A 23,924-nucleotide genomic window follows, 5' to 3' on the forward strand; every position below is an offset into this window, starting at 1 on the left:
ACAAGGGTTCTAAGAGCCAGTCCCCCGTCTGCGGCTGTGCGCGGCCCGCTTCACCACTGCCCGAAGAACACCCCGGCGCGCTTGTGCGCGTTGGTGCCGCGCTCGACCGCGTCGTCGGCGATCGTGGTGCGGCGCTTGCCGCGCAGCATCCAGTCCAGCAAACGCTGGCGCAATTCGGCGCGCACGGCCGCATGCGCGCTGCTGGTGCCCAGGTCCTGGAATTCGTCGGGGTCCGCGTGCAGGTCGTACAGTTGTTCGGGCTCGTCCAGCCAATGCACGTAGCGCCAGCGGTCGGTGCGCACGGACCAGGCGCGCGCATTCTGCGGCGTCTTGCCACGCAACAGCCGCGCCTGGCGAAAGCTATAGTCCAGCTCCGAAAACACGCAGTCGCGCCACGGCGCGTCGGCCGCGCGGCCGTGCAGCACGGACTGCAATTCGCGCCCTTCCAGGCGGTGCCAGGGCCGCTCCACGTCCAGCGCGCGCAGCACCGTGGGCACCAGGTCCACGCTTTCCACCATGTCGGCCAGCGCCTGGCCGCGGGTGGCATCGGCCGCGGCCGATGGGTCCATCACGATGAACGGCACCCGCTGCACGGTGTCGTAGAACAGTTCCTTCTCGCCCAGCCAGTGGTCGCCCAGGAAATCGCCGTGGTCGGCCGTGAACACGATCAGCGTGTTCCGCATCAGGCCGGCGCCTTCCATGTAGTCGAACAGCCGGCCCAGATGGTCGTCCAGCTGGCGGATCAGGCCCTGGTAGGCGGGCCGCACCACGCGCACGCACTCGTCGGACGAGAAGCTGACGCTTTCCTCATGCTGGCGGTAGGCCGCCACCACGGGATGCGCGTTGGCCAGCTCCTCGCGGTTGCGGCGCACCGGCAGGCATTGATCGGCCGTGTAGCGCGCATGGTAGGGCGCCGGCGCCATGTAGGGCCAGTGCGGCTTCACGTAGCTCAGGTGCAGCACCCAGGGCTGGTCGCCGCGGCGCTTCATGAAATCCAGCGCCTGGTCGGTCATGTAGGCGGTTTCGGAATGCGGCTCGGCCACACGCGCCGGCAGGTGCACGTTGCGCATGTTCCAGCCGCTGGCCACGCGGCCTTGCGCGTCGACCCCGGCAATGACGTAGTCCGTCCAGGGGTCGGGGCTGTCGTAGCCCTGGCTGCGCAGGAAGGCGGGGTAGCCGCTTTCCTTGCCCGGTTCGTGATGGCCGTCGTAGCGGTCCGCTTCGATGAAGCCGCCGCGCGACAGCAGCGCGCCCAATTCAGAGCCGCCGTCGATGGACAGGCGTTCCATGCCGGCCCGGTCGGGGATGACGTGGGTCTTGCCCGCCAGCACCAGGTCGCGCCCCTGCCCGTCCAGGTACTCGCCCAGCGTGATCTCGTTGATGGACAGCGGCACCCGGTTCCAGGTGGCGCCGTGGCGCGACGGGTAGCGGCCCGTGTAGTAGCTCATGCGAGACGGCCCGCACACGCCCGAATTGACGAACGCCCGCTCGAAGCGCGCGCCGCGCGCGGCCAGCGCGTCCAGGCTGGGCGTTTTCAGGCAGGGATGGCCATAGCAGCTCAGGTGGTCGGCCCGCAGCTGGTCGGCCATGATGAACAACACATTCTGCACCGTGCTCATCGGCGTTCGCTCCTATTGGGTGGCCGTGAAGCCGGAAGCGCGCACCACCGGCTCCCATTGCTTGCGGTAGGCGTCCAGTGCGCCCGCGGTGGCGGCGGCGTCGGCCGAGACCGGCTCCAGGTACGACTCGCGCACCGCCTGCTGCATGGCCGGTTCGCGCATCAGCGCGGCGATGTCCGCGCCCAGGCGCTCGGCCTTGGCCGGCGCCATCGACGAGGATGCAAAGAACGCGTTCCAGCCGTCGGCCGCCAGGTCCACCCCGGCTTCGCGGAACGTCGGCACGTCGGCCAGGTCGGCGTCGCGCGCGTCGCCCGAGGTCGCCAGGATGCGGATCTTGCCGGCGCGATGCTGCGGCAGCAGCGTATCCAGCGTGTCGACGGCCTGCGGCAGGATGCCGCCGATCAGTTCGGAGATCAGCGGCGCCGAGCCGCGGTAGCCGACCACCTCGGGCTCCTGCCCGATCTCGCGGCCCAGCATCAGCGCAAAGAAGTGCGGCAAGCTGCCGGTGGCCGGCACGCCCACCGTGAACTGGCGCGGATGCTCCTGCAGCCACTGGCGCAGCCCCGCCACGTCGCGGATGGACGAGCTGGCCGGCACCGCCAGCGCGAACTTGTAGCGGCTGACCAGCGACACCGGTTTGAAATCTCGGCGGGCGTCGTAGCCCGGTTCGGCATAGACCAGCGGCGCCACCACCATGACGGCGGGGTTGGCCAGCATCAGCACATTCTGGCGGGCGGCCAGGGCATGCAGCCCCTGGGCCGCGATGCGGCCGCCGGCGCCGGTCTTGTTTTCCACCACCACCGTCACGCCCAGGCGGTCTTTCAGGCGGTCGGCCACCAGCCGCGCGACGCGGTCGGAACTGCCGCCGGGCGGATAGCCCACCACGATGGTCAGCGCGCCGTCCAGCGGCGCGGACTGGGCACAGGCCGGGGCGGCTGCAACCGCCGCGAGCGCCGCGAAGGCGGCGCCGGATATCCATTTACGCACGGTAATCTCCTTGGCGACAGCGGCCCCGCTGTCGGTTATGGTTCTTGTGGCTAGCACAGGCCCGTAGACAGGCGAGACGACTGTAGCGCCGCGAAGATTGCTTGATCTAATCCAGTACCTGGCATAACGATATGACCCCTCGAGAACCCGTCGAACACCCGCTGGCCGAGATGCTGATGTACCGGCTCTACCAGGCCTGGTCGCAATCCAACCCTGTTTTCGTGCGCCTGTGCGAAGGCCGCTTCGGCATCACCCGGCGCGAATGGCGCCTCCTGGCCTGTGCGGTGGAAGGCGGCATCATGACGTCGGCCGAACTGGCCGCCGCCGCCAAGCTGGACCTGGCGCGCACCTCGCGCACGCTGGGCGCGCTGTGCGAAAAAGGCTGGCTGCGGCGCCTGCCCGACAGCGCCGACCGCCGCGTGGTGCGCATCGAAGCCACCGAACACGGCCTGAACCGCTATCGCGCCCTGCTGCCCGAGGTGCTGCGCCTGAACGACCTGCTGGTGCAGGACCTGGACGCGGCCGAGATCGCCCAGCTGCGCGACCTGCTGGCCCGCATCGAACAGCGTGGCCGGCGCATGGCGCAGGACAACATCGTTTCTGAAAAGGCCAGCCGGCGCGAAGGCGGAACACGGCGCGCGCAATACACCTGACGGCGCGGACCGCCTTTATTTTTCAGGGGTTTCCCTGATACGCTTGGCCGGCCTCTTCTTGTGGACCTGCCATGCCCGGCGACAAACCGAATCCCGTTTTCCGTTACTTCGAGAACCTGGTCGACCCGTTTCGCGACGCCCCGGACGTGACGCCACCCGGGCGGGTCCTGCGGTTCTATGCCTATTACCTGCTGCAGGTCTGGCCGATCTTCGTCGTGCTGCTGCTGGTGGGCCTGGCCGGCGCGCTGGTGGAAGTGGCGCTGTTCAGCTTCCTGGCCGACCTGGTCGACATGGCGCAGCACACCGCGCCCGTCGACTTCTTCCGCGAACATGCCTACACACTGGCCTGGATGGCCTTCGTGGTGATGGTGCTGCGGCCCCTGTCCATCGGCCTGCACGACCTGCTGGCGCACCAGACCATCTCGCCCAGCCTGACCACGCTGGTGCGCTGGCAGAACCACCGCTACGTGCTGAACCAGGGCCTGGCGTTCTTTCACAACGACTTCGCCGGCCGGGTCGCCAACCGGGTGCTGCAAACCGGCTACTCGCTGCGCGACTCCGCCGTGCAGTCGGTGGACGCCCTGTGGCACGTGATCCTGTATGCCGCCAGCGCGCTGTACCTGTTCGCCGAGGCCGACTGGCGCCTGGTCATCCCGCTGGTGCTGTGGATCGGCATCTATTGCTGCATGCTGGCCTATTTCGTGCCGCGCATGCAGGCGCGCGCGGTGATCGCCTCGGAAGCGCGGTCCAAGCTGATGGGCCGCATCGTCGACGGCTACACCAATATCTCCACCCTCAAGCTGTTCGCCCATACCCGCCAGGAAGAGGACTACGCCCGCCAGGCCATGACCGAGCAGACGGAAAAGCAGCGTCTGTCGACCCGCGTCATCACGGCGATGGACGTGTCCATCAACACGCTCAACGGCGTGCTGATCGTGGCCACGGCGGGGCTGGCGCTGTGGCTCTGGAGCATCGGCAGCATCAGCCTGGGCGCCATCACGCTGGCCATGGGCCTGGTGATCCGCATCAACAACATGTCGGCCTGGATCATGTGGGAGGTCAACGGCATTTCCGAAAACGTCGGCATGGTGCAGGACGGCCTGGCCACTATCTCGCAGCCGCGCCAGGTGGTGGATGCGCCCGACGCCCAGCCGCTGCGCATCACCCGGGGCGAGGTGCGCTTTGACGACATGTCGTTCCACTACGGCAGCGGCCGCGAGATCATCTCGCACCTGGACCTGACCGTGCGCTCGGGCGAAAAGATCGGCCTGATCGGCCCGTCCGGCGCCGGCAAGTCCACCCTGGTCAACGTGCTGCTGCGCCTGTACGACCTGGAAGGCGGCCGCATCCTGGTCGACGGCCAGGACATCGCCCACGTCACCCAGGCCAGCCTGCGCTCGCAGATCGGCGTGGTCACGCAGGACACCTCGCTGCTGCACCGGTCCATCCGCGACAACCTGCTGTACGGCCGGCCCGGCGCCACCGACGCGCAAGTGCGGGACGCCATCCGCCGCGCCCGCGCCGACGAATTCATCGACGCCCTGGTCGACGGCGATGGCCGCCGCGGCCTGGACGCCCATGTCGGCGAACGCGGCGTGAAGCTGTCGGGCGGCCAGCGCCAGCGCATCGCCATTGCCCGCGTGCTGCTCAAGGACGCGCCCATCCTGATCCTGGACGAGGCCACTTCGGCGCTGGATTCCGAGGTCGAAGCCGCCATCCAGGAAAGCCTGGAAACGCTGATGCAGGGCAAGACCGTCATCGCCATCGCGCACCGCCTGTCCACCATCGCCCGCATGGACCGGCTGGTGGTGCTGGACCACGGCAAGATCGTCGAGTCGGGCACCCACGCCAGCCTGGTGGCGCAGGGCGGCTTGTACGCGCGGCTGTGGAGCCACCAGACGGGCGGCTTCGTGGGGCTGGATTGACCCGGGCCAGCCAGGGCGGCGTGGGTTCGGGGCCTAGGGACAACCTGTACGTACAGCATGTACGTACAGGTGTACACTGTCGGTTTTCAACCCCGACAGACGCGCGTACGAACGTCTGCGCCCCAGAACATCCCTCCTGGAGACTCCGATTGTGACGACCGAATCCTCCCGCTCGCCTTTCTTTGGCACGATGCAGAAAATCCCTGGCGGCCTGATGCTGGTGCCGCTGATCCTGGGCTCGCTGATCGGCACCTTCGCGCCCGACGCGCTGGCCATCGGCGGCTTCACCACCGCGCTGTTCAAGAACAGCGCCCTGCCCCTGATCGCCCTGTTGATCTTCGCCACCGGCACCCAGGTCAACACCCGCACCGGCGGCCCGATCCTGGCCACCGCCGGCACCATCCTGCTGATGAAGACGCTGGTGCCCGCCACCCTCATCATCATCCTGGGCAGCTACGTGGGCCTGGACGGCGTGCTGGGCGTGTCCATCCTGGCGATGCTGGCCGCGTTCGACAATAGCAACGGCGGCCTGTGGCTGGCCTACACCGGCCAGTACGGCGATGCCCGCGACCGCGGCGCCTACGTCGCCAGCGCGGTCAACGATGGCCCCTTCTTCAGCCTGCTGTTCCTGGGCGCCTCGGGCCTGGCCGACATTCCGATGATCGCGCTGGTGGCGGCGCTGGTGCCCTTCCTGCTGGGCGTGGTGGTCGGCAACCTGGACCCGAAGTGGCGCGACGTGCTCAAGCCCGTGCCCAACATCGTGATCCCGTTCTTCGCCTTCGCGCTGGGCACCGGCATCAACCTGGGCGCCGTGGTCAGCGGCGGCATCAGCGGCCTGATCCTGGGCCTGATCATCAGCCCCATTACCGGCGGCCTGGTCTACCTGGGCTATCGCCTGATCCTGCGTCGCGGCGGCAAGAGCGGCCTGGGCTTTGCGGCCGGCACCACCGCCGGCAACGCCATCGCCACGCCCGCCGTGGTGGCCGCGGCCGACCCCAACTTCCAGCAATACGTGTCGACCGCCACCGCGCAGGTCGCCGCGTGCGTGCTGATCAGTTCCATCCTGGCGCCGGTCCTGGCCTCGTACTTCCTGAAGCGCGCCGGTGAGCTCAAGTCCGAAGACGACAGCGCCGCCGTGCCGGCCGGCGGCCTGCGCGAAGCGCGCGGAGAGGCCTTGTGAAACCCGCGATCGCCATCGTCGCCGACGACCTGACCGGCTCGGGCGACACCGCCGTGCAGTTCGTGCGCGCCGGCTGGAACACGCACCTGTCGATCGACGGCGCCGACGCGGCCCTGGCCGCGCCGGCCTCCGACGACGTCGAAGTGCTGGCCGTCACCACGCACAGCCGCGCGCTGCCGGCCGCCGAGGCCGGCGAGGTGATCCGCCGCAACGTCGAACGGCTGCGCGCCGCGGGCGTGACGCGGCTGTACAAGAAAGTGGATTCGACGCTGCGTGGCGCCTTCAAGGCCGAGATCGACGCGGCGCGCGGCGCCTGGCGCCGTGATGCCATCGCGGTGATCTGCCCGGCCTTTCCTGCCACCGGCCGCACGCTGGAAGACGGCGTGCTCAAGGTCGACGGCAAGCCGGTCACCGAAACCTCCGCCGCCACCGACCCGGTCACCCCGGTGACCGAAAGCCACGTGCCCACGCTGCTGGGCTGCGCCCACGTCGCGGCGCAAGGCGACGAATCGCCCGAATCGCTGGCTGCCCGCATCGAACAGGCCGGCCACACCGTGGTGGTGGATGCGCGCAACGACGCCGACCTGGAACGCCTGGCCCGTGCCATCGCCCTGCTGGGCGACCGCGCGCTGCCCGTGGGCGCGGGCGGCCTGGCCGTGCCGCTGGCCCGCGTCTGGGCCGGCGCCGACCAGAGCGCCGCGGTGGTCGTGGTGGTGACCTCGCAACACAGCGCCGCGCGCGCCCAGGCCGCCGCGCTGCAGGCGGCCGGGGCCCGCACCTGGGCGCCCGGTCTGGCGGAACTGGCCGACGACGCCGCCTGGCAGGCCTGGAGCCAACCGCTGCTGGACGCCCACGCCAAGGACGGCGCGCGCGAAGCCGGCACCCTGTTGCTGCTGGCTCCGGAAGGCCAGCGCGACGGACTCGATTCCGAAACCGTGGCCGAGCGCCTGGGTTGGCTGGCCGCGCAGGCCATCGGCGCCTCGCGCGCCGCGGGCGTGGTGGCCACCGGCGGCGACGGCGCGCGCCAGGTGTTGCTGGCGCTGGGCGCCAGCGGCATCGCCCTGGTGGATGAAGTGATGGGCGGCGTGCCCCTGGGCACGCTGACCGGGGGCGCGGCCGCAGGCCTGCCCGTGGTGACCAAGGCCGGCGGCTTTGGCACCGAAGACGTACTGGTTCGCGCCGTCCGCGCGATCCGCGACAGGAGATTTTCGCGATGACACAAACCCCTCCCCGCAATCCGCCGCTGCTGGCCGTGACCCTGGGCGACGTGGCGGGCATCGGGCCCGAGATCACGGCCAAGATGCTGATGGGCCATGACGAACTGCGCCAGAAGGCGCGCCTGGTGGTGATCGGCGATGTGGACGTGATGGCCGACGCCGTGCGCCGCGTGGGTGGCGACCCCGCCATCGTGCGCCGCGTGGAGCGCCCCGCGGACGCCACCAACACGCCGGGCACGATCGAAGTGCTGCAGGCCGGCCCATCGCTGGCCGACGTGAAACTGGGCGAGATCAGCGCCGCGGCCGGCGACGGCTCGGTGCGCTTTGTCACCACCGCCTGCGCCCTGGCGCGGGCCGGCGAGGTCGACGGCATCGTCACCGCGCCGCTGAACAAGGCGGCCATGCACGCCGCCGGCCACAAGTGGCCGGGCCACACCGAGCTGCTGGCCCATGAATTCGGCGTCAAGACCTTCTCGCTGGTGCTGTCGGCCGGCGACCTCTACATCTTCCACGCCACCACCCACGTCTCGCTGCGCCAGGCCATCGACGACCTGACGCCCGCCCGCATGCGCGCGGTGCTGCGCCTGGCCGGTTCGTTCGCCAAGGCCCTGGGCCGCGGCGACAAGCCCGTCGCGGTGTCGGGCCTGAACCCGCACGCCGGTGAAAACGGCATCTTCGGCAGCGAAGACGCCGACATCCTGGCGCCCGCCGTGGCCGAAGCCAACGCCGCCGGCATCCTGGCTGCCGGCCCGATTCCGGCCGACGCCCTGTTCCCGCAGGCCGTGCGCGGCAAATGGCAGTTCGTGATCGCCTGTTACCACGACCAGGGCCACGCCCCCTTCAAGGCCGTGTATGGCGACGACGGCGTTAACATCACCGTCGGCCTGCCGGTGGTGCGCGTGTCCGTGGACCACGGCACCGCGTTCGACATCGCGGGCCAGGGCATTGCCCGCGAAGACAGTCTGATCCTGGCCGCCGAGCGCGCCGCGCATCTGGCCCCGGGCTGGACGCATGTATGGGAAACTGCGCGGGCTCAAACAGGAGGTTGATTCCATGGCGCCCGCCACCGCTGACGATTTGCCCACGCTCGACCGCTCGGGTGACGTGCCGCTGCACGCCCAGATGGCCGCGCTGCTGCGCGGCGACATCCGCACCCGCAAGCTCGACGCCGGCGCCCTGCTGCCCAGCGAGGCGGCGCTGTGCGAGCGCTTCGGCGTGGCGCGCAGCGTGGTACGGCAGGCCTTGTCGGCGCTGGCCGCCGAAGGCCTGATCCAGCGCGAAGCGGGCCGCCCCGCCGTGGTGGCGGCGCCGCAGGAACACCGCCGGCTGGTGCAGCGGTCCACCGGCCTGTACGAGCAGTTCGCCCAGTCCGGCGTCGCGCTCAAGACCCGCGTGCTGGCGTTCGGCGCGGGTGAACCGCCCCAGGCCGTGGCCGCTTTCTTCGGCACGACCGACCTGCTGCTGCTGGAAAGGCTGCGCCACGTGGCCGATGCACCGCTGGCCTATGTGCGGACCTGGCTGCCCGCCGCCGCCGTGCCCGGCCTGCGGGCCGCCGACCTCACCGATGCCTCGCTGCATGGCGTATTGACCCAGCGCTTCGGCTTGCGCCCTGGCGCCGGCCGCAACCAGATCCGCGCCGTGGCCGCCGATGCCACGCTGGCCAAGCTGCTGGACACCCAGTCCGGCACGCCGCTGCTGATGCTGGAAGGCCAGGGCATGGACCAGCACGGCCAGCCGCTGGAATGGTTCACCACCTGGCACCGGGCCGAAAAGCTGGTGTTCGACGTGGACGTAAGCGTGGCCCACGAAAGCGTCCAACCGCGGTTGCGAGGGGCCGAGTCGGCCGCCACGGCAACCCCTTGCGCCGGCCCCGACCCGCTGGCCCGCGCCGAAGCGCTCGTAGCCGAGCTTGCCGCCGAACTGGCACGACTGCGCGCCGACGCCTGACCGCGCCTACCCCGCCACCCGCCGCGCCAGCGCCTTGCGGTCGACCTTGCCCACCGCATTCTCCGGCAGCCGGTCCACCCACTGCACGTCCCTGGGCACATAGATACGCCCCAGCCGCGCCAGCACCTCGGCGCGCACGGCGGCCGCTTGTGGCGTGTCCGAGGCGGTTCCCCGCTGCACGAACGCCACCGGCACCTCGCCCAGGTCCGCATCCGGCGCGCCGACCACGCAGCAGGCGGCCACGCCCGGCATCGCCGTCACCACGCCTTCGATCAGCGCGGGCGAGATGTTCTCGCCGCCTCGGATGATCACATCCTTGATGCGGCCGGTGATGGTCAGGTAGCCCTCGGCATCGAATCGCCCCAGGTCGCCCGTGGCCAGCCGCGTGGGCGCCTGCCCGGCCGATTCCGCCTCGATCCCCAGGTATCCCAGCATCAGGCTGCCGCCTTCGATGCAGATCTCGCCTTCGCCGCCCGCCGGCGCCTCGCGGCCGTCCGGCAGGCGCAGCGTCACGCGCTGCCCGGCCAGCACCGTGCCGACCGAGCCGATGCGCCGCGCCTGGGGCGGGTTCATGGTGGACGTGCAGGTGGCTTCCGACAGCCCGTACGACACGATCAGCGGACACCCCAGGAACGCCTCGATGCGCCGGTGCAGCGCCTCGGTGATGGGCGCCGAACCGCACCGCGCGAAACGCAGCCCGGCCAGGCTCTCGGCATCGAACGCCAGGTCCAGCATGCGGGCATACATGGTGGGCACGCCGGTGATGATGGTGGGCCGCCACGTGCGCAGCAGGGCCGGCATGTCCTCGGCCCGAAAGCGCCCGGCCAGCGCCACGCAGGCCCCGGCCAGCAAGGGCGCGAACACCTGGTTGTTGAGCGCATTGGTATGGTGCAGCGGCATCACGTGCAGGAGGCGATCGGCCGGCGTCAGCCCGGTATGCGCCAGCACGCCGCGCGCGTTGTTCATCAAGCCGCCGTGGCTGAGCAGCACGCCCTTGGGGTGGCCGGTGCTGCCCGAGGTGAACAGCAGCAGGCCGGGGTCGCGCGCAGCGCGCGCCGGCCGCGGCCAGGCGGCGTCGCCCCGCGCCTGTTCCCGCGCCGGCAACAACCGCGCCTGCGCCAGGCCACTGGCCTGCGCGGTGGCGGCATGCGCGTCGTCGAACAGCATCCACGCCAGCCCCACCGCAGCCACCCGACGCGCGGTTTCCTCATGCGACAGGCGCGGCTCCAGCGGACAGGGGCAGGCGCCCGCGGCCATCACACCCAAGATCGCCACCAGCTGGGCCGGCGAACGTTCCATCGCCACCGCCACATAGTCGCCTGCCCGCACGCCCGCGGCGTGCAAGGCGTGGGCGGCGGCGCCGACCCGCCGGTGCAGGTCGCCGTAGGTCAGCACGTCGTCGGCCGCGAGAATGGCAGGGCGCTCCGCCCAGTCAGGCTGCGCCCACAGGCGCGCGCCGGCCGCCGTCACGGTGGCGTCGGTATCCATCAGCATCAGCGTTCCTTTCGATCCGGGCCCGGCGTCGCCGCAAGCAACGACGCCAGGCCGCGCGTCAGCGCAGCGTCACCGCCGCATCGCGTTCGAACTGGCCATCGGCGTCCAGCTCGCGCAGCGCGCGGGCCTCGGCCTCGGTCGGCAGCGGCGTGGGCTCGGCCCCGGTGGCATCGAAGACGAAGCCGGTGCGTTCGCGCACTTCTCCCAGGCTGGACTCGGGATGCCACGATTGCAGCGCCAGCCGGCCGTCGCGTTTGACGAACACCGCGATCGGCGTCACCACGCCATGGAACCCGCCCCACGAGGTCATGAAGTCCAGCTTCTCGACAAAGGCGCGGCGCGAATGCTCGGTGCGCCAGGTGCAGGCCCGCCGCGCGGTCGGCAGCATCACGGCGCCGCCGCCCCCGCCGGGCAGGCGCACCTTGGGCGCGTGCCAGTCACCGATGCAGGAATTGTTGGCGCAGCCCGCGCCGTCGATCTGCGCCGCGCCCAGAAAGGTCAGGTCCATGCGGCCGCGCGTGCACAGGTCGTAGAAGTCTTCGTTGGCGAAGATGGACGCGGTGCGCTCGGCCAGCACCGGATCGGAACTGGACAGCGGAATGTGCGAGGGCCGCGGGTCCACGCCCCCGGCGACGTTGATGTAGACGAAGTCCCAGTCGTAAGCGCGCTTGGCCAGCAGGCAGGCCAGCATCGGCAAGGTGGAATTGACGCCGCTGAAGGTGATCTCGTCGGGGCGGATGAAGCGCGCCAGGTTCGTGACCACATACGAAAAGCCAGACCATTGCTCAGCCATGCGCCGCTCCTGCTTCGGGCGCCGCGGCCAGGTGGGCCGCCAGGTCGCCCTGCTTGTCCATGTAGGATTCCACCGCCGGGTAATCGATGGCGTAGTCCGGCCAGCACGACCCCGGCCAGGCCGCGCGCGGCAGCACGGTGAACGCCTGCACCATGAAGTACGGCACCAGAGTGGCCTCGGGCTGCGCCTCGAACACGGCGCTGTCCACGAGCTTTTCCGCCACCACCAGCACGCTGCCCGCGGCGCGCGACATGATGCGGTCCCAATGGGCGGTGCCGTACACGCGCACATTGCCCAGTGCGTCGACCTCGGACGCCTGGATCACCGCGAAATCCGGCCGCACCGCCGGCACCACCCAGGTCTTCTGGCCGCTGCCATAGGGGTCGTCCAGGCACTGCCAGCCATTGAGACGCGGCAGGTCGCTGCCGTGCAGGCCGCCACAAGGCTGGAATGGCACGCCGAAGGCCGCCGCCCGCAATCCGGCGGTCAGGCTGGCGCAGGCATGTTCTTCCAGCTCGACCTCGCCCTGCTCGATCGCCTTGCGATACCAGGGTGCCAGGCCGAAATTGCCTTCCATGGCGACGATGCCGGCGCGCACTTTCCTGAGCGCGCCGGCGCGGCACAGGATGTCCACGTCGTACCCCGGCGACTGCTTGACCAGTTCCAGGTCGCGCCGCCCCTGGCGGATCAGTTCACGCACGAACGCGAACGGCCCGCGGTGCAGGAAGCTGCCGCCCAGGGCGATCGACGCCCCGTCCGGCACCAGCGCCGCCAGTTCCGCCAGCGTGCGCTGCTTGTCTTTCTGGTTGAATCCCGAACCCATGCTGTCTCCTTGGTTTTTCCGGGGTGGTGCCGGGGGGCTGGCCGCTGGCCCGTCAACGGGCTTGCAGATAGGCCGCGACCCGCGCCTTCAGGCCCGGCTCGGCCGCCGACCGCACCAGGCGGGCCAGGTCGGTGTCGGGCTGCTCGGCCGAGAGGGCGGCGTACAGTTGCGTGCGACTGGCCGCCGACAGCGCCTGGGCCGTGTCTTCGGCCTCGCGCTCGACTTGCGGCCATTCGTCTTGGGGTGCCAGGCGGCTGGCAAAGCCATCGCGCAGCGCGTCGTCGGCGCTGAAAGTGCTGGCCTGCTCCAGGATCGTGCGGGCGCGTTCGGCGCCGACCAGCGCGCCAAAGCGGCGCGTGCCCAGCACCAGCCCGAACTTCAGGCCCGGCATGCGAAAGCTGGCATCCGGCGCGCTGACGCGCCATTTGCAGGCGCCGAACAGATCCACGCCTGCGCCGAAGTTGCGCCCGTGCGCCAGCCCCACGGTCAGGCAGGGCGAAGCGGCCACGCGTTGCAGCAAGGTGTCGATGCGCACGAAGCGCAGCAGCAGGTCGCCTTCGCTCTGGCTTTCCCAGTCGCCGAAATCAAAGCCGGCGCTGAAGTTGCGGCCTTCGCCGCGCAGCAGGATCACCTGGGCGCCTTGCGCGGCGGCGTCGTCCACCGCGGTGATCAGCGCCTCGACCAGGTCCGCGGACAGGGCATTCATTTTTTCAGGACGGGCCAGCGTCAGCGCGTGCACTGCGCCGCGCGTCTCGATGCGCAGTGCCGCGCTCATGCCGCCACCCCTTTCTTGCGCAGCGCGCCCAGCACTTCGTCGTTGTGCTCGCCCAGCGCGGGCGGCGGGCGCCGCAGCGCAGTGGTCTGGCCGTCAAAGCGCACAGGCAGGCCAAAGGTACGGGTGCGCACGCCGTTGGGCAGGTCCACGGGCTGCACCCAGCCCATGTGTTCGACCTGCGGATCGGCCAGCACTTCGGAATAGGTGTTGATGGGCGCGCAGGGCACGCCGGCGGCGCGAAAACGCGCCAGCCAGGTTGGGGCATCGTCGGCGGCGAAGAGGGCTTCCAGGATGTCGCGCAGCGCGTCCTGGTTGCGGGCGCGGGCGCTGGTGTCGGTAAAGCGCGGATCGGCGAGCAGGTCTTGGCGGCCCACCGTGACGCAGACGCTCTTCCACAAGGCGTTGTTGCCGGCCGCCATGCCGAAGTAGCCGCCCTTGCAGCGAAACGCCTGGTAGGGCGCGTTGCGCGGATGGGCCGAACCGAGCTTGACCGGGTCGCGCCCGCTGCCGAAGAACTCGGAGGTCTGCAGCGCGGCGATGCCGAGCGTGGCGCCCAGCATCGGCACGTCGATGTGGGTGCCCTGGCCGCTGGCCTGGGCGGCGCGCAGGGCCGATGCGATGGCGAAGGCGCCATACAGGCCGGCCGAGAAATCGGCCACCGGCACGCCGCACTTGACGGGTTCGCCGCCGGCTTCGCCGGTGACGCTCATAAGGCCGCTCATGGCCTGGATGGTCAGGTCGAAGCCGCCTTCCTGGGCACGCGGACCGGACTGGCCGTAGGCCGAGATCGAGCAATACACCAGGCGGGGGTTGGCCTCCTGCAGCGCGGCGTAGCCCAGGCCCAGGCGATCCATGACGCCGGGGCGGTTGTTTTCGATGAGCACGTCGACGCTCAGGGCCAGTTCGCGCGCCAATGCCAGGTCGGCGGGGTCTTTCAGGTTCAGGGTGATCGACCGCTTGTTGCGGTTGAGCGAGGCGAAGTTCTCGCTGTAGCCCTGGCTGAGCGGCGGCCAGCTGCGCAAGGTGTCGCCGCCTTCGGGGTTTTCAAGCTTGATCACGTCGGCGCCCATGTCCGCCAGCAGCATGCCGCAGAAGGGTCCCGCGGCGACGTTGCAGATCTCGAGCACGGTAACGCCGGCCAATGCCGAGCTAGGAGTCATCGTCAACCTCTCGTTATACAAATTCAATATTTAGGATTGGAAAAAAAATATAAAGCGGCACCTTGGCGCGTGGCATCCTGCCCGGCATCGCCGACCCTGTAAGCGGAAATTCCTAGAGCAATCCCTAGGTAAGGTGCTTAATTGTTGACCAGCATAGCACCGTGTGGAATTCTTGGTAAACCATTTGTTGAAAATCAAATCCTATTATTTAGGACTTATAAAAGGACCGCGGCGTTTCATCGCGCATCCGCGCCACGCGTGACGGCCCTGCCCCACCAAGGAGACTCGGATGAAACGTTTTTGGCGCATTGCCGCGGCGGCCGCGCTGACCCTGGCCGTCGCGGCCCCGACGCTGGCACAGGCCTGGCCGAACAAGCCCGTACGCATGGTGGTGCCGTTTCCGCCAGGCGGCGCGACCGACGCGGCGGCGCGCATCTATGCACAGCAGTTGGGCGACTTTCTGGGGCAAAGCGTGGTGGTGGAAAACAAGGCGGGCGCGGGCGGCGAGATCGGGGCGGAATACGTGGCAAAGTCGGCGCCCGACGGCTATACGCTGCTGATGGGGGCGCTGGGCAGCCATGCGATCCATGCGGCGCTGCCGGACAAGCCGGGCTATGACTTCGGCACGGCATTCGTGGGGGTGTCGATGGCCACGAGCATGCCGATGGCGTTGGCGGTGAACAGCAAGATCGCGGCAAACAATGTGCAGGAGCTGATTGCGCTGGCCAAGCGGCAGCCGGGGACGCTGACATTCGGGTCGGCGGGGCCGGGGACGTCGCAGCACATGGCGGGCGAGCTGTTCCAGGCGCTGACCGGAACGCGGCTGATGCATGTGCCTTATCGGGGCAGCGGGCCGGCGATCACCGACTTGCTGGGGGGGCAGATCGATCTGGTGTTCGAGACGTTGCCGGCGCTGCTGCCGCAGGTGGCCAGCGGGAAGATCCGGCTGCTGGGGGTGACGACGGCGAAGCGGGCGACTGCACTGCCCGAGCTGCCTACGCTGATGGAACAAGGCGTGAAGGGATATTCGGTGGCGACGGCTTATGCGTTGTTGGCGCCGGCGGGGACGCCTGCGGCGATCGTGGAGCGGCTGTCGGCAGGGATGCAGCGGGCGGCCGCGTTGCCTGCGGTGCGGGAGGCTGCGTTGAAGCTGGGGGCGGATGCGGTGGGTAGTACGCCTGCGGATACGGACGTGGTGGTGAAGCAGGAGGTTGCTCGGTGGGGGGAGGTCGTCAGGTTGTCGGGGGGGCGGTAGTTTTTTTATTGTGGCGTTTGGGGGTGTGGGTGCGCGGGAGGTGGGGTTCTTAAGTCGCGCTTGGCGCCGTCGGCGGGCGGGGGTGCTTGTTTGGGCGGCTTGGAATGCTGTTGGCGAATTGACTACCGCTTGGGGGTGTGGCGGTGGGGATTGGGGCTGGCGCTGATCCGCTTTTTTACTGGCCCAGGAAGCCTCGGCGGTAGCCCATGCCTTGGGAGATGGATTGGGCGCAGGCAGCGACGTCGGGGGCCAGTTGTTTCATGCGGGCGGCGCTCAGGCGGTCCAGGGGGCCGGAGATGCCGATGGCGGCGACGGGTTGGTCCAGGCTGTTGAAGAGGGTGACGGCCAGGCCGCCTACGCCTTCGCGCCATTCGCCGCGGTTGACGGCGTAGCCGGCGCGGACGACTTTGTGCAGTTCGTCTTTCAAGAGGGGCATGGAGACGATGGTGGCGGGGGTGTGGCGCGCGAGTTTGTCGGCGTAGCGTTCGACGTAGCCGTCGGGCTGGTAGGCGAGCAGGGCTTTGCCGGTGGCGACGGCATAGGCGGGGGCGCGGCCGCCAACCATGGAGTAGGCGCGAATGGGTTGGGGGCTGTCGATCTTGTCGACGTAGACGACGTCGAAGCCGTCCAGGACGGACAGGTGTACGGTTTCGCCGGTCTGGTCGGCCAGGGTGCGCATGAAGGGCGCGGCGAGTTTGCGGATGTCGAGTTGGCCGAGCTGGCGGGCGGCGAGCTCGAACAGGCGGACGGCGCCGCGGTAGCCGCCGCCGTCTTCGTCTTTGATGACGTAGCCGGCGTGGATGAGGGTTTGCAGGGTGCGGTGGGTGTTGCTGCGCGTGAGGCCGACGCGGGCCGCGAGCGCATCGATGGTGCGCGGCGGGTTGTCTACGTCGGTGACGGCCTCCAATACCATCAGCCCCTTGAGCAGTGTCTTGTCCATTGTTCTGGTATTTCCCAATATTTAGGACGCGAACATAGCACGGGCGCCGGCCCGCGAACAGGCCTCAGGCGGGCTGGACGGGCAGCGCGGCGCGCACGGCGGCGGAGCGGTCCCACAGGTTGGGGATGCTGGCCGCGGAATAACCGGAGACGAACGGTTTGGCCTGGCCGGTGGCGGGGTCGTACACATGGCGCGAGACGGCGCCGATGTTGCCGCCGTACAGGTGCACGCTGATCGAGACTTGATCGGCAAAGGCGTTGGAGACGCGGTGGATGTCGCCTTCTTGCGGTGACAGGCGTTCTACGTCGCCGGGGCGCAAGGTGTCGGGCTGGCCCAGGGTGGACAGCCGGCCGTCGGCCGCGCGGGTGTAGCGCTGGTTGACTTCGGCGCCGCGCAGCATGCCGACGTAGCCCCAGACTTCGTGGTCGTGCACGGGGGTTTGCTGGCCTGGGCCCCAGACGAAGCTGACGAGGCTGAAGCGTTCGAGGGGGTCGCAGTGCAGCAGGTATTGCTGGTAGTACTGCGGGTGGGGCACGGTACAGGCGTCGGGCAGCCAGTCGTCGTGGCGGATGAGGGCGGCGAATTCGGCTTCGAGTTCGGGGGACTGCGCCAGTCCGGCGGGCGTGGCCAGGCGGGTGGCGGTGGCGATGAAATGGCGCAACCGGTCCAGGCCGGCGGGTGCTTCGGACATGCTCGTGTCTCCGGGTCGGGCAGGGCCGCGTCCGGGCCTTGCCGTTGAACAATCCCAATCAGGCTGTCCAGTATCCATGATTCGGGACGTCGGCGGCAATGCCTGGCGGCGTGGGCGGCGCCGGCAACGCTTGACAGCCCCCTGCCCGCGCGTGCAGCGTAGCGGGCAGTTCACTTGAGAGGTTTCCGCGATGACCGCTGCCCCACTTTCCATTCCGCCCGCGCTGGCCGACACGTTGGCGCGGGCGGTGAACGTCGTCGTCTTCACGGGCGCCGGCGTGTCGGCCGAAAGCGGCATTGCGACGTTTCGCGATGCGCTTACGGGTCTGTGGTCGCGCTTTGACGCCAGCGCGCTGGCCACGCCCGAAGCGTTTGCGGCGCAGCCGGACAGGGTCTGGGGCTGGTACGAATGGCGACGTGCGCAGGTCGATCGCACTTCGCCGAATGCGGCGCATCGCGCGATTGCCGCGCTGGCCGGCCACGTGCCTGCGCTGACGCTGATCACGCAGAACGTCGACAACCTGCATGAACGCGCGGGCAGCGACAAGGTGCTGCATCTGCACGGCAGCCTGCATGCGCCGCGCTGTTCGCGCTGCGCGCGCCCCGCGACGTTTGCTGCGGAGGGCGCGGATGCGCTGGCTGACGAAGGCCGCGCGATCACGCCGCCGGCATGCGTGCACTGCGGCGCGCCGATACGGCCCGGGGTGGTGTGGTTTGGCGAAAGCCTGCCGACCGGGGCGTGGCAGGCCGCGCAAGCGGCCGCCGAGCAATGCGATCTGTTCCTGGCCATCGGCACGTCGGCGCTGGTGTATCCCGCTGCCGAGTTGCCGCTGCACGCGTTGCGGGCCGGGGCGACGGTCGTGCAGGTCAATCCCGCGGCCACGCCGCTGGATGCGCAGGCCCACTACAACGTGCGCGGCGCGGCCGCAGCAGTCATGCCACGCTTGCTGGAGGCGGCGGGGTTCTGAAACGCGGCGGTGCCGCGCGCCCCGCGATCGCCATCGCATGACCGCGACAAGGCGCGCCTGCGCAAGCCCGGGCGCTGCCTGTGCGCCAACCGCCCCGCTACCATTTGCAGCCGTCATCGCGCACGCTATCGGCCAGCAGCAACGGCAAGGCCAGCAATCCCAGATGGGCATGCGCGTCGCGGCAAGGCGGCCTGGCGCTTTGGGCGATGCCTTTGGCCAATGCCGATGGCTCGGCCCGCGGCTTGGGCGCGAGGTCCACGCGCGCTTGCCCACGCGCGCGCGGCGTGCCTTGCGCGGCGGCGTCTTCGCCGCGCCAGCGGAAATCATGCGGCGATACCGCGGCGGGCGCCGATGACGGCTTGGCCGTTGACGACGAGGCATTCGGCGATGCCGGGGTCGCCTGTTGTCTTGAGGGGATGGCGGGCGCGGCGGGGAGCCGCTTCGGCGGCGCCTGCCGACTGGCGGGTTCTTGAGGTCTGGCCGACGCTTGCGACCGGGCCGGCTCAGCGGATGCGCCCGGTTCCTGCGCCGCGGCTGGCTGCGCGGGCAGCGCCGCGGCGGGCAAGGCCTCGCGCCGCGCCGGCTCGGCCGGCAACACGTCCACGAAGAATGCCGCTTCCTGCCGTGGTGACCACGGCATGGCGGGCCGTTCGCCCGCCTCGCGCCACAGGCACCACGCCACCAGGGCATGCAGGCCACACGCGAGCCCGGCGGCCCACCAGGTGATGCGGTGCGCGCGCGGCGCGGATCGCGGGGTGTCGATCACAGGCGAAGACATCACGGCAACTGGGGCGGGCGCTGACGAACAACTCGCAATCTTGCTGGCATTCGGCCGCGCACAGCACGTTGCGCCGTGAAGATTTGTGAAGATGTTTGATTGCGAGAGGACTACGATGAACAAGCGTCGGCGATGCAGGGGAAACCCCAAATCTCACCGTACGCGCAGAGGGATACAGTGGCAGATAATCCTTGCAGCCCTGGAGATCATCATTCCGTTTTCCTGGAGACTTCCCGACGTGTTCGTGCGTTCGCCGGACGGTGTCCTGCACCGGGTGGTACGGCATGCCACGACCACGGAAACCATCGCCAAGCTCGAGAGCATTCCCAGCAATTACCACCTGGATTGCGAATGCATGCTCGACAACGGTGAAGTCCTGTGCTGGATCGGCGAGAATCTCTACCGCCAGATCAATGGCGGCACGATCTTCACCGCCGAGCCTGGCACCGCGCCGCCCCCTGACGCTCGCAAAAGCGCCAAGGCCAGAAATACGCTGCGGGATGCCTGCCGCCCCACCTCCACGCATAAACCACCCGCTGCAAAGAAAAGCGTCGTACCATCAGCTGTCGCAAGTCTAAAAACCGGCAACGATTGGAGCCTGATACGCGCCTGGCGCGAGCACCTGAATATCAGCACCGCTGATATGGCTGCCCGCCTGGGGGTGGATCACTCCATTTACATCGAATTGGAAAGGCCTCGCCCGCGGCCCCGCCAGATCATCCTGGACCGCATCTCGGAAGCCCTGGGCGTCTCACCCGACCAGCTCGATGATTCATCGTTAGGAGGACATGTCCATTGATATCGACCGGGGTCCTCCCGACCCTGGCCCGAACCCATGGCAATGTTCGAGCAACCTTGGCGCCGCGTGAAAGACGGCCCCGCGCATCGGAGGTACTTCACATGCTCGGAACCGCAAGACGATTGACCGACGTCCTGGCTACCGCGCCGGACGGTACGCTGTACCGCATCGAACGCTTCGTTTCGGACCCGGACGCCTATTCGGCCCTGGGAACGTCCCGCTTCGATCCCAAGACGCATTGCGTCTGCCGCACCAGCTCAGGCGAAAAGGTCGCGTGGCTGGGCGGACAGGTCTACCAGCTGATCAAGAACGGCACCTGCCTGACGGCAATGGACCGACGACGCGGCTGACGCCCGCATCCCCCCTACCTGCCTCGCCGCCCGCCGGCCTTCTGCGCGAACCGCGCCACGACGAACTCCACGAACGTCGTGAGCTTGGGCAGCGCCTGCCTGTCTTTGGCGTACAGCAACGTGATGGGCCGGGCGGCCGGCCAATGCGGCTGCAGGATGGGCACCAGCCTGCCTGCGCGCACATCGTCGGCCAGCAGGATCTCAGGCTGCAGCACGATGCCGAAACCGGCCAGTGCCGCCTGCCGCAGGGCCTGGCCATTGTTGGAAATGAAGCGGCTGGTCGGCGGGTAATCGGCGTCGCCGCCCGCGCCATCAGCCAGGCGCCAGCCCGTACGGCGCCCCCAATACGAAAAGTCCAGGCACTGGTGGCGGGCCAGGTCGGCGGGCGTGGCCGGCGTGCCGTAGCGGGCCAGGTAGGCGGGCGCGGCGCAGATGATCATCTGGTAGCTGCCGATGCGACGCGCAACCAGCCCCGAATCCTGCGGCTCGCCAATGCGCACCGCCAGGTCGTAGCGCGAGGCGACCATGTCCTCGACGACGTCGCTCAAGGCCAGCTCGACACTGACGTCCGGATAAAGGCCCAGGTAATCCGCCACGGCGGGCGCCAGGGCCACCGAGCCGAACGATACGGTCGAGGTGATGCGCAGCGTGCCACGCGGGGCCACGCGCAGCGCTTCGGCGCCCTGCTCCGCGTCGCGGATGTCGGCCAGGATGGCCTTGCACCGCACATAGTAGGCCTGGCCCGCTTCGGTCAGGCTCTGCCGGCGGGTGGTGCGGTTCATCAGGCGCAGCCCCAGCCGCGCCTCCAGCCCCTTGATGTGCTTGGCGGCCATGGCGGGCGACATCTCGTGGCGCGCGGCTGCGGCCGTCAGGCTGCCCAGCTCGACCACCGCCACGAAGATCTCCATGCTGAGCAGACGATCCATGAATTACGCACCCTGAGTGTGAAGTGTTCCAACCATTCCTGGATTTTTCCATAGGAATGCCCGCGGCAGAATGCTTTCATGCGCTGGCGGACGGTCCGCGGCGCCCCATTCACTGATCAACAGGAAACCACCATGAAAATCCTTCTAGTCGGCGCCAGTGGCACCGTCGGCCGCGCCGTGGCCCAGGAACTCGGCCAGCGCCACGACATCATCGCCGTGGGCAAGACCCAGGGCCAATACCAGGTGGACATCACCCGTAGCGACAGCATCCGCGCCCTGTTCGAACGCGTGGGCAAGGTCGATGCCATCATCTCCACCGCCGGCGCGCTGCACTTCGGCCCGCTGGCGGAAATGACCGCCGAACAATTCAAGATCGGCCTGCACGACAAGCTGCTGGGCCAGGTCGACCTGGCACTGATCGGCCAGCACTACCTGAACCAGGGCGGCTCGATCACGCTGACCAGCGGCATCGTCAGCGACGAGCCCATCCGCTTCGGCGCCAATGCCTCGGCCGTGAACTCGGCCATCGATGGTTTCGTGCGGGGTGCGGCCGTGGAACTGGCAGGCGCGCGCATCAACTCGGTCAGCCCGACGGTGCTGCAGGAATCGTGGGAAGGCTATGGCCCCTACTTCCTGGGTTTCGAAGCCGCCCCCGCCAAGCGCGTGGCGCTGGCCTACAGCCGCAGCGTCGAAGGGGCCCAGACGGGCCAGACCTACCGCGTCTGGTAACGCGAAGCGCGCGGGTACAGCAGGAACGCGCGCGTTCCACCAGACCAGGGCGCATCTCGCGATTCACCAAAGCAAACGGCCTGGCGGAAAACCGTCAGGCCGTTCAAATAAGGTGGCGCGCCCGGCAGGATTCGAACCTACGACCCCCTGGTTCGTAGCCAGGTACTCTATCCAGCTGAGCTACGGGCGCGCTAAAGAGGCGTGTTTATAACATGAAGCAGGATGGGTCTGCAAATCAGCGCGGCGGGTTTTCGCGCCGGGGCAGCGCTGCGCATGGCTTGCGCCACGTCAAATGGCGCCCACGCAGGCCGCAGTACGCTGGACTGGCCGGCACGCATGCCGCCCCCCTACCCGCGCCATGGCCAAGAAATTTCCCTTGCATCCCAAGCACCCCGAACGCATCTGCTGGGGCTGCGACCGCTACTGCCCGACCGACGCGCTGGCCTGCGGCAATGGCTCGGGCCGCACCCTGCACCCCGCCGAACTGCTGGGCGACGATTGGTACACCGTTGGCCACTGGGACCTGGAAGACAGCGAAGACAAGCCCGTCGCGCCGGCCCGCCCCGCCACGGACTGAAAGACGCCGGTCAAACGCGATATCCCGATGCACAAGATACGTGCACACAACGCGTGCCACGCATCACACCCACGAAACCCGCGGGCAAAACAAAAAGGCCTTCGATGCGAGATCAAAGGCCTTTTCATTTTTACTGCGTATTTCTTGACGTTCTTCTTTGCGGTATTTGGCGCGCCCGGCAGGATTCGAACCTACGACCCCCTGGTTCGTAGCCAGGTACTCTATCCAGCTGAGCTACGGGCGCTCCGGCAAAGAGGCAAAATTATATCAGAATAATCTTACCGCCGCACTGCATTTGCTTTCGTTTTCGCTTTCGCTTTCGTTTTTCACGACTCACGATTCACGATTTCCATTGAACCCCGTGCAGGAATTTCAATGGCGCGCCCGGCAGGATTCGAACCTACGACCCCCTGGTTCGTAGCCAGGTACTCTATCCAGCTGAGCTACGGGCGCGTGAAAAAGCAAGCCTTGAATCATAGCGTTGTTTCGCAAAGTGTGCAAGTCAGGGGGGATAGATGCCGTCATGCAGCGCGGCTCCATCGCGGTCCGCGCGCCGCGCCGACTCGCCCCTTAGCCGCGCGCCGGCACGCCCAACATGCGCAAGTAGGCGTCGGCGATGCCGGTAGCGAAATCCGTGACGTCCGACAACCGGGCCAGGATCGCATCGTCGGTTGCGCAGTGCACGCCGGCGTAGATCAACAGCGCCGTCATGCGGGGATTGTCCAGCTTCCAGGCGCCGGCCCGCATGCCGGCCTCGAGGATGCCCTTCAATTGCCGGATCACGTCGTTCTCGGTATGGCCCTCGCGCGCATGGTGATGCGTGTGCGTGAAGACGATGTCGTGCACCCGGTACGTCCGCAGATAGGTCGTGACGTTGGCGTGGATCCAGACGCGCAGCCGCCCGACCCAGTCGTCTTCATCGCACGCGGAGATCGCCTCGTCCAGCGCCTGCACGAAGTGGCGCACGTAACGCTCGGCCAGTGCGGCCAGCATTTCCTGCTTGGACGGGAAATAGACGTAGAACGTGCCCTTGGCCACGCCCGCCGCTTCCGTGATCTCGCTGATGGTGGTGGCGTCCACGCCCTTTTCCAGGAACAGCGCCTGGGCCGCACCCATCAGTTCGTCGAGCCGCACTTCCGGCGGCTTGGTACGCGACGGCGCCGCCTTGCGCGCGGATTCGTCTGCGGGGATGTCGGTCATAGCTTTCACTCGGGTTTCACCAATTTCACAAGTCTAAGGGAAATCCGTGCCTGCCCGCCCGGCGTACAGCTTGCCGACAGCAGAACGTCACATCGATAGAACCTGGCGTCTCTAGCCTAGCGGCCGTTAACGATGCCGG

General features: G+C 68.7%; 24 protein-coding genes and 3 tRNA genes. 12 read left to right on the forward strand and 15 right to left on the reverse strand.

What is annotated here, in order from left to right; genetic code table 11:
* Window positions 1-50 precede the first annotated feature (50 nt).
* Window positions 51-1,619: a sulfatase-like hydrolase/transferase gene (locus AC6LJ2_RS24825; RefSeq protein ID WP_498152398.1), complete on the reverse strand. Its 1,569-nt coding sequence runs from the start codon at window positions 1,617-1,619 to the stop codon at window positions 51-53.
* 12 nt (window positions 1,620-1,631) lie between these two features.
* On the reverse strand, window positions 1,632-2,594 hold the full coding sequence (locus AC6LJ2_RS24830) for a tripartite tricarboxylate transporter substrate-binding protein (protein ID WP_263915399.1): 963 nt from the start codon (window positions 2,592-2,594) through the stop codon (window positions 1,632-1,634).
* 143 nt (window positions 2,595-2,737) lie between these two features.
* On the opposite strand from AC6LJ2_RS24830, the gene AC6LJ2_RS24835 reads away from it, so the two are divergent.
* The 6 genes from AC6LJ2_RS24835 (at window position 2,738) to AC6LJ2_RS24860 (ending at window position 9,528) form a co-directional block, all read left to right on the forward strand.
* Window positions 2,738-3,259 (forward strand): MarR family winged helix-turn-helix transcriptional regulator, encoded by a 522-nt coding sequence (locus tag AC6LJ2_RS24835; protein ID WP_498152399.1) that lies wholly within the window; start codon window positions 2,738-2,740, stop codon window positions 3,257-3,259.
* Between the two features lie 71 nt (window positions 3,260-3,330).
* Complete coding sequence (locus tag AC6LJ2_RS24840) at window positions 3,331-5,184, forward strand: ABC transporter ATP-binding protein (protein ID WP_498152400.1); 1,854 nt, start codon at window positions 3,331-3,333, stop codon at window positions 5,182-5,184.
* A gap of 151 nt (window positions 5,185-5,335) precedes the next feature.
* The gene (locus tag AC6LJ2_RS24845; RefSeq protein ID WP_263915389.1) at window positions 5,336-6,364 is read left to right on the forward strand and encodes a 2-keto-3-deoxygluconate permease; all 1,029 of its coding nucleotides are present in this window, start codon (window positions 5,336-5,338) and stop codon (window positions 6,362-6,364) included.
* A complete protein-coding gene (dtnK, locus tag AC6LJ2_RS24850) occupies window positions 6,361-7,581 on the forward strand; it encodes a D-threonate kinase (RefSeq protein WP_498152401.1) in 1,221 nt (406 codons plus the stop codon). The genes AC6LJ2_RS24845 and dtnK overlap by 4 nt, the downstream gene beginning before the upstream one ends.
* Entirely contained in the window at window positions 7,578-8,630 is a 1,053-nt protein-coding gene (pdxA, locus tag AC6LJ2_RS24855) for a 4-hydroxythreonine-4-phosphate dehydrogenase PdxA (protein WP_498152402.1), read from the forward strand. The genes dtnK and pdxA overlap by 4 nt, the downstream gene beginning before the upstream one ends.
* A gap of 4 nt (window positions 8,631-8,634) precedes the next feature.
* Entirely contained in the window at window positions 8,635-9,528 is an 894-nt protein-coding gene (locus AC6LJ2_RS24860; protein ID WP_445657091.1) for a GntR family transcriptional regulator, read from the forward strand.
* A gap of 6 nt (window positions 9,529-9,534) precedes the next feature.
* On the opposite strand, the gene AC6LJ2_RS24865 is transcribed toward AC6LJ2_RS24860, so the two are convergent.
* From AC6LJ2_RS24865 to AC6LJ2_RS24885, 5 genes are read right to left on the reverse strand one after another with little or no spacing between them, the layout of a single operon-like run.
* Window positions 9,535-11,022, reverse strand: coding sequence for a class I adenylate-forming enzyme family protein (locus tag AC6LJ2_RS24865; RefSeq protein ID WP_498152403.1), 1,488 nt, complete (start codon window positions 11,020-11,022; stop codon window positions 9,535-9,537).
* Window positions 11,023-11,080: 58 nt separating this feature from the next.
* Window positions 11,081-11,815, reverse strand: a complete 735-nt coding sequence (locus tag AC6LJ2_RS24870; RefSeq protein WP_263915393.1) for a CoA-transferase subunit beta — start codon at window positions 11,813-11,815, stop codon at window positions 11,081-11,083.
* Window positions 11,808-12,638 carry a CoA transferase subunit A gene (locus AC6LJ2_RS24875; protein ID WP_263915394.1) on the reverse strand — a complete coding sequence of 277 codons (831 nt, stop codon included), beginning with the start codon at window positions 12,636-12,638 and terminating at the stop codon, window positions 11,808-11,810. Before AC6LJ2_RS24875 ends, AC6LJ2_RS24870 begins: the two co-directional genes overlap by 8 nt.
* A gap of 52 nt (window positions 12,639-12,690) precedes the next feature.
* Entirely contained in the window at window positions 12,691-13,413 is a 723-nt protein-coding gene (locus tag AC6LJ2_RS24880) for an enoyl-CoA hydratase/isomerase family protein (RefSeq protein ID WP_263915395.1), read from the reverse strand.
* Window positions 13,410-14,573, reverse strand: a complete 1,164-nt coding sequence (locus AC6LJ2_RS24885; RefSeq protein ID WP_263915396.1) for a CaiB/BaiF CoA transferase family protein — start codon at window positions 14,571-14,573, stop codon at window positions 13,410-13,412. The genes AC6LJ2_RS24880 and AC6LJ2_RS24885 overlap by 4 nt, the downstream gene beginning before the upstream one ends.
* A gap of 289 nt (window positions 14,574-14,862) precedes the next feature.
* Here AC6LJ2_RS24885 and AC6LJ2_RS24890 point away from each other — a divergent pair, with 289 nt between their 5' ends.
* A complete protein-coding gene (locus tag AC6LJ2_RS24890) occupies window positions 14,863-15,828 on the forward strand; it encodes a tripartite tricarboxylate transporter substrate binding protein (protein ID WP_498152404.1) in 966 nt (321 codons plus the stop codon).
* 175 nt (window positions 15,829-16,003) lie between these two features.
* Here AC6LJ2_RS24890 and AC6LJ2_RS24895 read toward each other — a convergent pair whose 3' ends face one another.
* Both AC6LJ2_RS24895 and AC6LJ2_RS24900 read right to left on the reverse strand, forming a co-directional pair.
* Window positions 16,004-16,768, reverse strand: a complete 765-nt coding sequence (locus tag AC6LJ2_RS24895) for an IclR family transcriptional regulator (RefSeq protein ID WP_445657095.1) — start codon at window positions 16,766-16,768, stop codon at window positions 16,004-16,006.
* Between the two features lie 64 nt (window positions 16,769-16,832).
* Entirely contained in the window at window positions 16,833-17,459 is a 627-nt protein-coding gene (locus tag AC6LJ2_RS24900; RefSeq protein WP_263912050.1) for a cysteine dioxygenase family protein, read from the reverse strand.
* A gap of 190 nt (window positions 17,460-17,649) precedes the next feature.
* Between AC6LJ2_RS24900 and AC6LJ2_RS24905 the strand changes: the two genes are divergently transcribed.
* Window positions 17,650-18,426 (forward strand): NAD-dependent protein deacylase, encoded by a 777-nt coding sequence (locus AC6LJ2_RS24905; RefSeq protein ID WP_263912051.1) that lies wholly within the window; start codon window positions 17,650-17,652, stop codon window positions 18,424-18,426.
* A gap of 97 nt (window positions 18,427-18,523) precedes the next feature.
* On the opposite strand, the gene AC6LJ2_RS24910 is transcribed toward AC6LJ2_RS24905, so the two are convergent.
* Entirely contained in the window at window positions 18,524-19,192 is a 669-nt protein-coding gene (locus AC6LJ2_RS24910; protein ID WP_498152405.1) for a hypothetical protein, read from the reverse strand.
* A gap of 211 nt (window positions 19,193-19,403) precedes the next feature.
* On the opposite strand from AC6LJ2_RS24910, the gene AC6LJ2_RS24915 reads away from it, so the two are divergent.
* Window positions 19,404-20,003 (forward strand): helix-turn-helix domain-containing protein, encoded by a 600-nt coding sequence (locus AC6LJ2_RS24915; RefSeq protein WP_498152409.1) that lies wholly within the window; start codon window positions 19,404-19,406, stop codon window positions 20,001-20,003.
* Window positions 20,004-20,104: 101 nt separating this feature from the next.
* Window positions 20,105-20,353, forward strand: coding sequence for a hypothetical protein (locus AC6LJ2_RS24920; RefSeq protein WP_263912055.1), 249 nt, complete (start codon window positions 20,105-20,107; stop codon window positions 20,351-20,353).
* Between the two features lie 14 nt (window positions 20,354-20,367).
* Here the strand turns inward: AC6LJ2_RS24920 and AC6LJ2_RS24925 are convergent, their stop codons facing one another.
* On the reverse strand, window positions 20,368-21,279 hold the full coding sequence (locus AC6LJ2_RS24925; protein WP_263912056.1) for a LysR family transcriptional regulator: 912 nt from the start codon (window positions 21,277-21,279) through the stop codon (window positions 20,368-20,370).
* 132 nt (window positions 21,280-21,411) lie between these two features.
* Here AC6LJ2_RS24925 and AC6LJ2_RS24930 point away from each other — a divergent pair, with 132 nt between their 5' ends.
* On the forward strand, window positions 21,412-22,008 hold the full coding sequence (locus AC6LJ2_RS24930; protein ID WP_263912057.1) for a short chain dehydrogenase: 597 nt from the start codon (window positions 21,412-21,414) through the stop codon (window positions 22,006-22,008).
* Between the two features lie 113 nt (window positions 22,009-22,121).
* On the opposite strand, the gene AC6LJ2_RS24935 is transcribed toward AC6LJ2_RS24930, so the two are convergent.
* Window positions 22,122-22,198, reverse strand: a tRNA-Arg gene (locus AC6LJ2_RS24935).
* Between the two features lie 168 nt (window positions 22,199-22,366).
* Between AC6LJ2_RS24935 and AC6LJ2_RS24940 the strand changes: the two genes are divergently transcribed.
* Window positions 22,367-22,585 carry a DUF3079 domain-containing protein gene (locus tag AC6LJ2_RS24940; RefSeq protein ID WP_263912422.1) on the forward strand — a complete coding sequence of 73 codons (219 nt, stop codon included), beginning with the start codon at window positions 22,367-22,369 and terminating at the stop codon, window positions 22,583-22,585.
* Window positions 22,586-22,752: 167 nt separating this feature from the next.
* Here AC6LJ2_RS24940 and AC6LJ2_RS24945 read toward each other — a convergent pair.
* From AC6LJ2_RS24945 to AC6LJ2_RS24955, 3 genes are all read right to left on the reverse strand, one after another.
* A tRNA-Arg gene (locus AC6LJ2_RS24945) sits at window positions 22,753-22,829 on the reverse strand.
* Between the two features lie 132 nt (window positions 22,830-22,961).
* Window positions 22,962-23,038, reverse strand: a tRNA-Arg gene (locus tag AC6LJ2_RS24950).
* Window positions 23,039-23,155: 117 nt separating this feature from the next.
* Window positions 23,156-23,785 carry a TetR/AcrR family transcriptional regulator gene (locus AC6LJ2_RS24955; protein WP_445657099.1) on the reverse strand — a complete coding sequence of 210 codons (630 nt, stop codon included), beginning with the start codon at window positions 23,783-23,785 and terminating at the stop codon, window positions 23,156-23,158.
* Window positions 23,786-23,924 lie beyond the last annotated feature (139 nt).

The sequence above is a fragment of the Achromobacter sp. 1014246743 genome (genome assembly GCF_059760725.1).